Origin of the sequence: Bifidobacterium dentium JCM 1195 = DSM 20436, assembly GCF_001042595.1 — a bacterium.
Lineage (GTDB): Bacteria > Actinomycetota > Actinomycetes > Actinomycetales > Bifidobacteriaceae > Bifidobacterium > Bifidobacterium dentium.
The window spans coordinates 1,210,791-1,223,731 of sequence record NZ_AP012326.1 but is presented as its reverse complement, the minus strand read 5'-3'; the positions used below and the strand labels follow the sequence as shown (position 1 = coordinate 1,223,731).

The following is a 12,941-nucleotide window of genomic DNA, read 5'->3' as shown; positions in this document are numbered from 1 at the left end:
ATCGCATATGCGAAACGCCTCCTGCCAGCATAATGCATGGCGGGAGGCGTCGAATGGCCTGCGTCTGCCTGTCGGTCATGGACCGATCGGCGATTTGCGGCTACTCCTGTTCGGCAATCACATCCTCGTAGACCTTGACGGTCTTGTCGGCAATCGATTCCCAGCTGAAGTGGTCCCGTGCACGCTCATAGCCGGCCTGTCCCATCTTCTTCGCCTTCTCCGGATCGGCCATGATCCTGTTGATGGCGTCGGCCATATCATGTACGAACTTGTCCGGATTGGTCGGGGTACCGGTGCCGTCATGCAACTGGTCGACCGGCACGAGATAGCCTGTCTCGCCGTCGACGACGACTTCCGGAATGCCGCCGGTGGCGGAGGCGACGACCGGCAGCCCGCATGCCATGGCCTCCAGGTTCACGATGCCGAGCGGCTCGTAGATGGATGGGCAGATGAACGCGTCACAGCCATGCTCAAGGGCGTTCAGTTCCGGCTTCGGCAGCATCTCCTCGATCCAGATGATATTGCCGCGTTCCTCGTCAAGCTTGGCGAAGGCCGTCTTGACCTCCTCCATGATCTCCGGAGTGTCCGGCGCACCTGCGCACAGCACGATCTGAATGCCCGGATCGACGAAGTGCAACGCCTGAAGCAGGTATGGCAAACCCTTCTGCCTAGTGATACGGCCGACGAACAGCAGGGTCGGCTTGTTCCGGTCAATGTCATAGCGCTCGAACACCTTCCAACCCGGATCGTCGTCGGCGGGGGTTTCGAACTGACTCATGGTGATGCCATTGTGTACCACGACCACCTTGTCCGGGTCGAGGTTCGGATAGGCGGTGAGGATGTCCTCACGCATGCCCGCGGACACGGCGATCACACGGTCGGCATGCTCGTAGGCGTCCTTTTCGGCCCAGGAGCTCAGGTTGTAGCCGCCGCCGAGCTGTTCACGCTTCCACGGGCGGAACGGTTCAAGCGAATGCGCGGTGATGACCAGCGGCGTGCCATGCAGCATCTTGGCGAGATAGCCGGCCAGGCATGCATACCAGGTGTGGGCGTGGATGATGTCGGCATCGACGTCATTGGCGATCTGCAAGTCAACGCCGAAGGTCTTCAGCGCGCCATTGGCGCCTTCCAATTCCTTCGGAACGTCATAGCCGACGACTGTGAGCGAGCCTTTCGGGGCATCGCCGGGAATGGCGGGAACATCGGCTTCGGCGCGCGGGCCGTCGAACGCACGGACGGTCACGTCGACACGTTCCGCCAGCACCTTGGAAAGCTCTTCCGCATGTACGCCTGCGCCGCCGTACACCTTCGGTGGGTATTCCCGGGAAAGGATGTCAACCTTCATAACTGCACTCTCCTCTTCGAGTCAGATAGTCGTTCCGTGTTCCACTTTAGGCCAAGACAATGCGAAACGCACGATTGTTGCATTCGTGTCATGACAATCGTGCGTTGTATTCAATATCATCTGCAAATGTTCAGAGACGTCTGCAACGACTCCGCATCAGACGGCGGTCCCGTTCTGATCAAGGTTCGGATTGTGCCGCGGATTGCCCGCAGTGAAGAACAGGCTGATCACACCTACCGCGAAGACCGCGGAAACCGTGGCGATGAGCCACATCGGATGCTGCGGCAGCCACATGATCACGAAAAAGGCGATGGCCGACAGCGCGATCAGCACCCAGCTGGCCACACGGAACCACTGGCGGGTGGAATGCGGAGCCTTGAACATCTTCGGATTCGTATAGTCCGGGTTGGTCGTCAGCAGGTTTTCGGTCACTTCGACCGTGCCACCGGTCGGCTTCCACGGCCCGTCTGTGCCCTCCTGCAACCTACGGGACTTCTCCTGCAGTTGGTATTCGTCAATCATTCCGGAACGTGCGCGGCCATGGGTCTGGTCATACTGTTGCGGCACTCCCCTGCGATTCTGCTTGGCTTGGGCTCGACGTTCTGCACGGTTTGGCATTGAAGCACTCCTTTGTTACGTGTTGCTGCATGCCACTCTACCGCACGCCCGCCGCTTTTTCATGAACGCAGCACGTCATATGGTCGATATTGAAATGGTCGATGTTGAACGGCTCGGAGTCGGATACGGCAAGACGGCCCTTCCCGTTGATTCGGAAAAGGCCGTCTCACGTGCGATTACGTTCGTCTTCTACCGTGCTGTCACTCAGCGCGGAAGCATCATCGGTCGCTTGGATGCGACGATCGGAGCCGGCAGCTCGGTGGATCCGGTGAGGTACTCATCCACGGCGGCCGCGCAGGAACGGCCCTCGGAAATGGCCCACACCACGAGGCTCTGGCCACGACCGGCGTCACCGCAGGCAAAGACGCCGTCCTGGGAGGTGGCGAACTTGTCGTTACGCGCCACGTTGCCGCGGCCATCGAGGTCGACCGGCAACTGGTCCACCAACGTGGTGGTATCCGGATGCAGGAAGCCCACGGAGATAAGCACCAAGTCAGCCGGAATCACGCGTTCGGTACCCGGCTGACGGGTAAATGGACCATTTTCGCCCGGTGCGACGTTCACGACCTTCAAACCGGTCACGTGGCCGTTCTCGTCCGCCACGAAACCTTCGGTGGCGGTGGCGTCCTCCACCTTGACCTTGGCCTGTTCCTCCTCAGTACCGACGAAATTCACCGAATCGGTGCTGTAAACGTATTCGGCACGCTGGGTCTCGAAACCTTCATCCATGGAAGTGGTCTTCTGGTACAGACGCGCGAAGGTGGGCCACGGCTGGTTGCCCGGACGTTCGGTCGGCTCCTGCGGCATAATCTGCAGCACGGTGACGTCCTTTGCGCCCTGGCGGATGGAAGTGCCCAGGCAGTCGGAACCGGTGTCGCCGCCGCCGATGATCACCACGTGCTTGCCTTCGGCGGTGATGTCGTTGACCGGTTTGACGCCGTACACGCGACGGGTGGCGTCGGGCAGGAATTCCATGGCGAAATGGATGCCCTTGAGTTCGCGGCCGGGAATTTTCATATCGCGTGGCACGGTGGAGCCGATGGCCACCACCACGGCGTCGTAACGGGAACGCAGATCATCCCAGGAGATGTCCTTGCCGATCTCCACGCCGGTGCGGAACACGGTGCCTTCGGCCTCCATCTGCTCCACACGACGGTCAATGAGTCGCTTGTCGAGCTTGAAGTTCGGAATGCCGTAACGCATCAGACCACCGATGGCGTCATCACGTTCATACACGACCACGGTATGGCCGGCGCGGGTCAACTGTTGCGCGCATGCAAGGCCGGATGGGCCGGAACCAACCACGGCAACGGTCTGGTCGGTCAGTCGCTGCGGGGGCAGGGGCCTGACATAGTCCAGATCCCACGCTTGGTCGATGATCGTGCATTCGTCGTTCCTGATCATCGTGGCCGGTTGGTGGATACCGAGCACGCAGGCGGCTTCGCACAGAGCCGGGCAGATGCGGCCGGTGACTTCCGGGAAGTTGTTGGTTTCGGACAGACGATTGTATGCGTCCTCCCACTTCTCCTGACGCACCAGATCATTGAATTCGGGGATGATGTTGCCGAGCGGGCAGCCGCTCATGCAGAACGGAGTGCCACAGTCCATGCAGCGGGCCGCCTGTTCGGTGGTCCACGGCTGCAGGCCGGATTCGGCGTGGACGTCGAACCAGTCCTTGATGCGCTCCTCAATGGGGCGTTCGGCTAGTTCGCGACGGGTACGGACCTTCAGGAATCCACGAGGATCTCCCATGTCAGCGCGCTCCTTCCATAACCTGCTCGTACACCTGTTCCCAGACGCCGGGCGTATTGAAATCGATGTTGTTCTCCTCGGCGTTCTTCATCGCCTTCTGCATGGCAAGGAAGTGCTTCGGAACGATGTGGGTGAACCGCTTGGCGCTGTTCTCCCAGTCGGCGAGGAGGCCTTCCGCGAAGGCGGAGCCGGTCTCCTCGGCATGCTGCTTGACAAGACCGTGCACCAGTTCATTCGCTTCGGCGTCGAGCGGCTCAAACAGCAGCGCGCTATTGGTGGCGGCCGCCGGATTGACCTGCTTCATGTCGAGATCGAGCACGTACACGTTGCCACCGGAGAAACCTGCGCCGAGGTTACGGCCGGTGGAGCCAAGGATGACGACCGTGCCGCCGGTCATGTATTCGCAGCCGTGGTCGCCCACGCCCTCCACCACGAAGGTGGCGCCGCCGTTACGTACGCCGAAGCGTTCGCCGGCGCGTCCGGCCACGAACATCTGTCCGGAGGTCGCACCGAAGCCGGTGACGTTGCCTGCGATCACGTTCTCATGCGGGTCGAATGAGACATTCGATTCCGCGCGAACCACCATGCGGCCGCCGGACAGACCCTTGCCGGCGTAATCATTGACTTCGCCGTACACACGAATGGTCTCGCCACGCGGGATGAACGCGCCGATGGACTGTCCGCCGGCGCCGTGGAACGTCATGTCGATGGTGTCATCCGGCAGGCCCTCCTCACCATAGCGCTTGGTGATCTCGTAACCGACCATGGTGCCAAGCGTACGGTACACGTTGCGAATCGGCATTTCAATGCGCACTGGCTCTTTCTTGTCGAAGGCCGGTTGGGCAAGTTCGATGAGCTTGTTGTCGAGTGCCTTATCGAGCTCGTGGTTCTGATCGATGGTCTTGTGCAGGATGGTTCCCGGAATCGGGCCCGGCTGCATGAGCACATTGCTCAGATTGATGCCGTCGGACTTCCATCGCCTGATGGCTTCGTTCTGATCAAGGCATTCGACGTGGCCGACCGCCTCCTCCAGCGTACGGAAGCCAAGTTGGGCGAGCAGTTCGCGCACCTCTTCGGCAATGAACATGAAGAAGTTGACGACATGCTCCGGCTTGCCTCTGAAGCGGGCGCGCAGTTCCGGATCCTGCGTTGCGATGCCCTGCGGGCAGGTGTTCTTCTGGCAGGCGCGCATCATGACGCAGCCTTCGACGATCAGCGCAGCCGTGGCGAAACCGAATTCCTCGGCGCCGAGCAAAGCTGCGATCATGACGTCGCGGCCGGTCTTGAGCTCGCCGTCGCACTGCACGGTGATGCGGGAACGCAAGCCGTTCAGTACCAGCGTCTGCTGGGTTTCGGACAGGCCGATCTCCCACGGAGTGCCGGCATGCTTGATGGCGTTGAGCGGAGCCGCACCGGTACCGCCGTCATAGCCGGAGATCAGTACCACGTCGGCATGGCACTTGGCCACACCTGCGGCAATGGTGCCGACACCGAACTCGGAGACAAGCTTGACGTGAATGCGGGCCTTCGGATTGGCCATCTTCGCATCGTTGATCAGCTGCTTCAGATCCTCGATGGAATAGATGTCGTGATGCGGCGGCGGGGAAATGAGTTCCACGCCTGGGGTGGCATGACGCACCTTGGCGATCCACGGCGGAACCTTGGCACCTGGCAGGTGGCCGCCTTCGCCCGGCTTGGCGCCTTGGGCGAGCTTGATCTGCAGGTCGGTGGCATGCACGAGATAGTCGCTGGTCACGCCGAAGCGAGCCGAGGCGATCTGCTTGATCTTGCTGTAGCGCAACGGGTCGTTGATACGGTCCTCGGATTCGCCGCCCTCACCGGAGTTGGAACGCGCACCGATGGTGTTCATGGCGATGGCGAGGGTTTCGTGCGCCTCCTGGGAGATGGAGCCATAGCTCATGGCACCCGTGGAGAAACGCTTGACGATCTCGCTGGCCGGCTCGACTTCGGAGATGTCAATCGGCTTGCGGTCGGACTTGAACTTCATCAGGCCTCGTAGCGTCATCAGACGGTTGGAGGTGTCGTTGATGTGGTTCGAGTACTTCCTGAACATTTCGTAATCGCCACGCTGGGTCGACTGCTGCAGCAGGAAGATGGCCTCCGGATCATTGAGGTGATCCTCACCGGTGCGGCGCCACTTGTATTCGCCGCCGGTACGCAGATTACGATGCGGGCGCGCAGTCCACTGGGTCGGGTAGGCCACGCGGTGGCGAATGGCCACTTCTTCGGCGAGTTCGTCGAGGCCGACGCCACCCACGCGGGAGGTGGTCCCGGCGAAATACTCGTCGATGACATCCTTGTTCAGACCAATGGCTTCGAACAGCTGGGCGCCACGATAGCTCATGATGGTGGAGACGCCCATCTTGGCCATGATCTTGAGTACGCCGGTGGATAGCGCGCCGGTCAGGTTCTTCACGGCGGTTTCGGCGTCCACCTTGAGGTAGCCCTTGCGAGCCAGATCCTCAACGGATTCGAAGGCCAGATACGGGTTCACTGCCGCCGCGCCATAGGCGATCAGCAACGCGACATGATGGATTTCGCGCACATCGCCGGCTTCGACCACCATGGAGATCTGCGTGCGGGTATGACGGCGCAGCAGGTGGTGCTGTACCGCTGAGGTGAGCAGCAACGACGGAATCGGACCCCATGCGTAGTTGGAATCGCGGTCGGAAAGCACTAGGAAGTTGGAGCCGTTTTCGATGGCTTTGTCGATTTCCTCGAAAATCTCGTTCAGACGTTCCTTCAGCGCCTTGCCGCCACCGGCGACCTGATAGAGACCCTTGACGATGAACGGCTTGTAATAGCCGCCGAGCAACTTGGCTCGGTCGAGGCGCTTGAGCTGCGCCATCTCGTCGGAGTTAAGCACCGGGAGCGGAATGAGAATCTTCTTGGCGTGCAATTCGGAATCGGCCAGCAGGTTCGGTTCCGGACCGATGGCGGATTCAAGGCAAGTCACGATCTTTTCGCGTTCCCAATCGAGCGGCGGATTGGTGACCTGTGCGAACTTCTGGGTGAAGTAGTCGAACAGCATGCGACTGCGGTTGGACAGCGCGGCCATAGGCGCGTCGTTGCCCATGGAACCCAGAGGTTCCTTGCCGGTGTTGGCCATCGGGGCAAGCAGGAGCTTCAGGTCCTCCTCGGTGTAGCCGAAGGCGCGCTGTCGACGTTGCACGGACTGACCGGAGTGGTTGACGTGCTCGCGCTTGGGAAGTTCGCTCATTTCGACGGAGTTGCCTTCCACCCATTGACGGTACGGGTGCTGGGAAGCGAGAGCCTTCTTGATCTCCTCGTCCGGAATGATACGGCCTTCATTGGTGTCGACGAGGAACATCTTGCCCGGCTCGAGGCGGCCTTTGGACACGATATGCTCCTCAGCCACCTCCGGCAGCACGCCGGTTTCGGAGGCGAGCACGATGTAGCCGTCATCGGTGAGCTGCCAACGGCCCGGTCGGAAGCCGTTACGGTCGAGCAACGCACCGACCTGGGTGCCATCGGTGAAGATGATATGCGCCGGACCGTCCCACGGCTCGATCAACGTGTTGTTGTACTCGTAGAACGCCTTGACATCCGGGTCGAGCTGATCGTTCTTCTCCCATGCCGGCGGCAGCATCATGGAGATGGCATGGGGCATGGAGCGGCCGGCGAGATGCAGCAGCTCAAGGCACTCGTCGAAGGTACCGGAATCGGAATAGCCCGGGGTGGCGATCGGCAGCAGCGGCTTGAACTCACCGAGCAGTTCGGAGCTCAGTCGGCCTTCACGGGCGGACAACCAGTTGCGATTGCCCTGGATGGTGTTGATCTCGCCATTGTGGGCCAGCTGACGAAATGGCTGGGCCAGCGGCCAACTCGGGAACGTGTTCGTGGAGAAGCGGGAGTGCACGATGGCGATTTTGGCCTTCATGCGCTCATCGGACAGATCCAGGAAGAAGGGCTTGAGCTGCATGGTGGTCAGCATGCCCTTGTAGGTGATGGTGCGCGCGGACAGGGACGCGAAGTAGATGCCAACCTCGTGCTCCACGCGTTTGCGGATGCGGAAGGTCCTGCGATCCAATTCGATGCCGGCGAGCTGATTGTCCGGATCGGCCACAACGAGGGTCTTGAACGCCGGCATGCTGGCAAGAGCCTGCAGGCCGAGTCCGTCCGGGTTGGTTGGCACGATGCGCCATGCGAGTACTTCGAGACCCTCTTCACGCACGATTCGGGCGATGGCCTGCTCCTGCTGACCGGAGGTGGCGATGTCACGGTCGAGGAATGCGATGCCGGCTGCATAGTGGCCTTCCTCAGGCAGTTCCACACCTACGGTGGCACGCATGAACTCGTCGGGCATGCTCATGAGGATGCCCGCGCCATCACCGGTATTCTCTTCGGCGCCGACCGCACCACGATGGTTCAGGTTGACAAGCACTTCGATGGCGTCGTCAACGATCTTGCGCTCCGGTCGTTTGTTGAGGGTGGTGACCATACCCACGCCGCAGGCGTCGTGCTCGGCGCCGGGATCATACATACCTTGGGAATCATGGATCGTCAGATCTAACGGGGCGTGGAAAGTCACCGAAACCACCTTCAATGTTTTTGGGCAAGAAAAGTCTTGCGGTTCTTTAATGCGTGGTTTAGAATACCGCGCCCCCATGTCGATAGCGTTTCAGGTGTCCATATAACGAATCGACGGCATTGTCAATACCCACGTAATGATTCTCGCCAAGCATGCGAAAACGACCTCGCATCGCCGTTATGCAATATCGTCAGTCCAATGATTCCAGCAGTTTGGCGATGATGGTGTCGTTGAGCAGGCGCCCGCGAAGCGTGGGGATGGCATGATGATGCTCAACGGTGATCAGGCCGTCATGCTCCAGCTCACGCCATGTGGTTTCGGCGATGGCATTGCCGAGCCGTGCGATGTCAAGGCCCCCTCGAATACGCAGGCCAAGCATGATGGTCTCTTCGAGATTCTCCTCGACGGTGATGTTCTCGCTGCCAGCCCACGGGATCCTGCCCTCGCTGATGGCGCTACCCCACAGGCGCGGATGTGCGATGTCCCAGGAACGCAGGGCCGTCGCGCTGTCCTCTCCATCGGCCTGGCCTCTTCTGGCGGTTCCTCGCTCGAAAAGGGCGGGTGCATCGTAATGGGAATGCGCCCCGGGTCCGAGTCCGGCCCAGTCGACGTTGCGCCAGTAGCCGAGGTTATGCCGTGATTCGTAACCTGGACGCGCCCAGTTGCTGATTTCATACCATTCAAGTCCCGCCGCGGACAGTAGCGCATCGGCGATTTCGTATTTGGCGGCCTCGTCATCATCGTCCGGGGTCGGCAACATGCCGGCCGCGATTCGCCGACCCATGGTGGTGTTCGGAGCCACGGTCAACGCGTATGCGGAAATATGGTTGACTCCCAGATCGAGGGCCGTATTCACGGAGGTACGCCAATCATCAAGGCTCTCCCCCGGCGCGCCATAGATCAGGTCGACGCTGGAACGCATGCCGGCCGCATTCGCGGCCGAGATGCCAGCCTCGACGTTCTCCGGCGTGTGAGTGCGGTCAAGCGTCTTCAGGACGTGCGGAACCGCGGACTGCATGCCGAAGGAAATACGATTGAAGCCGCCGTCGGCAAGCTCGCGCACGTAATCGGCGTTCACCGTATCGGGGTTCGCCTCGGTGGTGATCTCGGCGTTGTCCGCGATTCCCCATGTCTCGCGTACGGCATCCAGCATGGCCACCAGATCCGCGGCCTTGAGAATCGTCGGCGTGCCACCGCCGAAGAAAACAGTGCCGGCCGGCGGTTCGACGATGCCGTGACGTTCCTGCCAATCACGCACGATCGCCATCTCGCGAATCACCATGTTGGCATAGTTGCCCCGGGACGCGCCCGCACCCATGTCAATGGCGGTATACGTGTTGAAATCGCAATATCCGCAACGTCTCATGCAGAACGGCACATGAATGTAGACTTCGAACATCAGCCTTCGGTCTTCTGGGCGGCGCGGATCTTGTCCTTCGTGTCACGGTCGTTGCCGGCATCGCCGGTGGACAGGGCGGCGATGAACGCCTCCTGCGGCACCTCGACATGTCCGAGCATCTTCATGCGCTTCTTGCCGGCCTTCTGCTTCTCCAACAGTTTGCGCTTGCGTGAGATGTCGCCGCCATAGCACTTCGCAAGCACGTCCTTGCGCAGGGCGCGAATGTTCTCGCGGGCGATGATGCGTGAGCCGATGGCCGCTTGGATCGGAATCTCGAACTGTTGGCGCGGAATGAGCTCACGTAGCTTCTTCGTCATCATCACACCGTAGGAATATGCCTTATCGCGGTGCACGATGGCGCTGAAGGCATCGACCTTCTCGCCTTGGATGAGAATGTCGACCTTCACCAGATCGGCGGCCTGCTCGCCGTCCTCGTGGTAGTCGAGCGAAGCATAGCCCTTGGTGCGGCTCTTCAACTGGTCGAAGAAGTCGAACACGATTTCGGCGAGCGGGATGCGGTAGTGCATCTCCACACGGTCAGAGGAAATGTATTCCATGGTGCCCATCTGTCCACGGTGATCCTGACACAGATCCATCACGGCACCGATGAAGTCCTTCGGTGTGATGATATCGGCGGCGACCATCGGCTCGACGATCCTCTTGATCTTGCCGTCGGGGAATTCACTCGGATTGGTCACGCGATGCACGCTACCGTCCTCGGCGGTGACCTCATACGGCACGTTTGGGGCGGTGGAAATCAGATCGAGATTGAATTCGCGGCTCAACCGTTCGGTCACGATCTCCATGTGGAGCAGGCCGAGGAAGCCGCACCGGAAGCCGAAGCCCAAGGCCACGGAAGTCTCCGGCTCGTAGATGAGGGCCGCGTCGTTGAGTTTGAGCTTGTCGAGCGCCTCACGTAATTCCGGGAATTGGGCGTTATCGATCGGGAACAGGCCGGCATAGACCATCGGTTGCGGGTCGCGATAGCCTTCCAGCGGCTCAGTGGCCGGATTCGCGGCGGAGGTGATGGTGTCACCGACCTTGGATTGGCTGACGTCCTTGGCTCCGGTGATCACGTAACCGACCTCACCGGCTCCAAGTGCCTTGGTCGGCATCATGTCGGGGCTGATCACGCCGATTTCTATCGGATCATGGGTCATGCCGATACCCATCATGTGCAGTTTCTCACGGGAACGCAGTTCGCCGTCGACCATACGGATATAGGTGACGATGCCTCGGTAGGAGTCATAGACCGAATCGAAGATCAACGCGCGGGCGGGAGCATCCGGCTCACCTTTCGGAGCCGGTATATCGGTGACGATGCGATCAAGCAGTTCGGCCACGCCTTCGCCGGTCTTGCCGGAGACGCGTAGCACGTCAGACGAATCGCAGCCGATCAGGCCGGCGATCTCCTCGGCGTGTTTGTCGGGTTCGGCGCTCGGCAGGTCGATTTTGTTCAGCACCGGGATGATGGCCAGATCATGGTCGATGGCCATGTACAGATTGGACAGCGTCTGCGCTTCGATGCCCTGCGTGGCGTCGACGAGCAGCACGGCACCTTCGCATGCGGCCAGCGCACGGGAGACTTCGTAGGTGAAATCGACGTGGCCCGGAGTATCGATCATGCCAAGTGTGTATTCGGTGCCATCAAAGGTCCACGGCACGCGCACGGCCTGCGATTTGATGGTGATGCCACGCTCCTGCTCGATATCCATGCGATCGAGGAAGCGGTCACGCATCTCTCGTTCCGGTACGATGCCGCTGAGCTGCAGAATGCGGTCCGCCACCGTCGATTTGCCGTGATCGATATGCGCGATGATGCAGAAATTGCGGATCAACGACTGATCGGTGAAACCGGGCTGATTATGCTGCTGGCCCACGCCATCCTCCTCCTGAAATACGTAACGCAAACGATTCTAACCGCTGGTATCGGCAGGGTGCGCCGCGACACTCCTAGGCCCGCTGGCGATTTATCCGCGCGCCATGTTATCATTTTCGTTTGTATGTCCTTATAGAAAACGTCGTTTGGAGTAATAGTGGCAAACATTAAGTCGCAGAAGAAGCGCGTTCTCACCAACGAGAAGGCCCACAAGCGTAACGTGGCAGTGAAGTCCGGCCTGAAGACCGCCGTTCGCGCCACCCGCGAAGCCATCGCCGCCGGCGATAAGGCCGCCGCCGAGGCCGCCTACAAGGTCGCGGCCCAGAAGCTCGACAAGGCTGCTGGCGCCGGCGTGATCCACAAGAACCAGGCTGCCAACCGCAAGTCCGGTCTCGCCGTGGCCATCAACGCTCTCTGAGTTTTCGTAACTCACCGTTTATATGGAAGCCCCGCAGATTCTCCTGCGGGGCTTCTGCTATTCATGCCTGTCGTCTTTGCCGTCATCATCTTTGTCTGGATGGATGACAGGGCGTTTCAGATACTTTGATTCACCCGGTAGATACGTATTGTGCCGTGCAAGAGCGCCAGGCAACTGAATATCGAAGATCACCGACGCCAATCGCATACCGACCATGAGTACGACGATGAGCACATCAAGCACGACCTCCGCCGGGAAAGCGATGATGCCGGCATTCACACCCTTGCACACCAACACGGTGAGTATGCATCCGACGGCGGATGGCACCGCATACCAATGTTTGTCACGAATCACCATGGGAACTTCATTGATGAGCATGTCCCTGATCAGTCCGCCGCCCAATGCGGTAAACATGCCCAGAAAAATCGCCGTGGTGCCGGACATGTGGTACATCATGGCCTTACTGGTACCGTTAACGGCGTACAATCCCAGCGCCAGCGCATCCAACGACAGCATGGACCATCTGAGTTTGTTGATTTCCGGATGTGCGACGGCCACGGTGACGGCCGCCAGCAGCGCGGTGATTACCAGCCCCTTGTCGGAGACGCCTGCGGGAGGGAGCGCACCGAGCAGCACATCACGAATGATGCCGCCTCCCAATGCGGTGAGCCATGTAGTCACGAGAATCGCAAAGACATCATATCCCTTGCGCACGGCGGCAAGTCCGCCGACCATACCGCAGCAGAACGTCGCCAGGTATTCGATGCCCATGAAAAACCCGTTGCTTTCCAGGGCCACTTCCATATCTTCTCCCCCTCCCTCACAAGGTTTCTTCATGCAACTGCAAAAATACCATAGCCCGCAGGTGCCATATCACCATAAAAGAGCCGGAGGGCGGTATATGCATCGTACGACACGTCCGGCCTTCAGGCCAAGTTTACGATCGTACGATGTATA

At 60.1% G+C, this 12,941-nt stretch carries 8 protein-coding genes; 1 reads left to right on the top strand and 7 read right to left on the bottom strand.

The genetic code is table 11. The features are described from left to right. Positions 1–100: 100 nt before the first annotated feature. The 6 genes from glgA to lepA all read right to left on the bottom strand — a co-directional run bounded on the left by glgA (position 101) and on the right by lepA (position 11,567). Positions 101–1,345, bottom strand: a complete 1,245-nt coding sequence (gene glgA / locus BBDE_RS05245; protein ID WP_003840254.1) for a glycogen synthase — start codon at positions 1,343–1,345, stop codon at positions 101–103. 156 nt (positions 1,346–1,501) lie between these two features. Continuing rightward, a complete protein-coding gene (locus BBDE_RS05240; RefSeq protein WP_012902128.1) occupies positions 1,502–1,963 on the bottom strand; it encodes a membrane protein in 462 nt (153 codons plus the stop codon). Positions 1,964–2,167: 204 nt separating this feature from the next. Then, on the bottom strand, positions 2,168–3,715 hold the full coding sequence (locus BBDE_RS05235) for a glutamate synthase subunit beta (protein ID WP_003840258.1): 1,548 nt from the start codon (positions 3,713–3,715) through the stop codon (positions 2,168–2,170). A gap of 1 nt (position 3,716) precedes the next feature. Next, positions 3,717–8,288, bottom strand: a complete 4,572-nt coding sequence (gene gltB / locus BBDE_RS05230) for a glutamate synthase large subunit (protein WP_033489684.1) — start codon at positions 8,286–8,288, stop codon at positions 3,717–3,719. A gap of 190 nt (positions 8,289–8,478) precedes the next feature. Next, positions 8,479–9,687 (bottom strand): radical SAM family heme chaperone HemW, encoded by a 1,209-nt coding sequence (gene hemW / locus BBDE_RS05225; RefSeq protein WP_003840262.1) that lies wholly within the window; start codon positions 9,685–9,687, stop codon positions 8,479–8,481. Further along, a complete protein-coding gene (gene lepA / locus BBDE_RS05220; protein ID WP_003843805.1) occupies positions 9,687–11,567 on the bottom strand; it encodes a translation elongation factor 4 in 1,881 nt (626 codons plus the stop codon). Before lepA ends, hemW begins: the two co-directional genes overlap by 1 nt. 156 nt (positions 11,568–11,723) lie before the next feature. Between lepA and rpsT the strand changes: the two genes are divergently transcribed. Continuing rightward, entirely contained in the window at positions 11,724–11,984 is a 261-nt protein-coding gene (gene rpsT, locus BBDE_RS05215) for a 30S ribosomal protein S20 (protein WP_003840264.1), read from the top strand. Between the two features lie 57 nt (positions 11,985–12,041). Here rpsT and BBDE_RS05210 read toward each other — a convergent pair whose 3' ends face one another. After that, positions 12,042–12,788 (bottom strand): trimeric intracellular cation channel family protein, encoded by a 747-nt coding sequence (locus tag BBDE_RS05210; protein ID WP_012902127.1) that lies wholly within the window; start codon positions 12,786–12,788, stop codon positions 12,042–12,044. Positions 12,789–12,941: the final 153 nt, after the last annotated feature.

What these genes read in the sequence shown, in the direction of transcription:
- BBDE_RS05235 (WP_003840258.1), bottom strand. Translation starts at nt 3,715, where the DNA reads ATGGGAGATCCTCGTGGATTCCTGAAGGTCCGTACCCGTCGCGAACTA.
- BBDE_RS05210 (WP_012902127.1), bottom strand. Translation starts at nt 12,788, where the DNA reads ATGGAAGTGGCCCTGGAAAGCAACGGGTTTTTCATGGGCATCGAATAC.
- glgA (WP_003840254.1), bottom strand. Translation starts at nt 1,345, where the DNA reads ATGAAGGTTGACATCCTTTCCCGGGAATACCCACCGAAGGTGTACGGC.
- BBDE_RS05240 (WP_012902128.1), bottom strand. Translation starts at nt 1,963, where the DNA reads ATGCCAAACCGTGCAGAACGTCGAGCCCAAGCCAAGCAGAATCGCAGG.
- hemW (WP_003840262.1), bottom strand. Translation starts at nt 9,687, where the DNA reads ATGTTCGAAGTCTACATTCATGTGCCGTTCTGCATGAGACGTTGCGGA.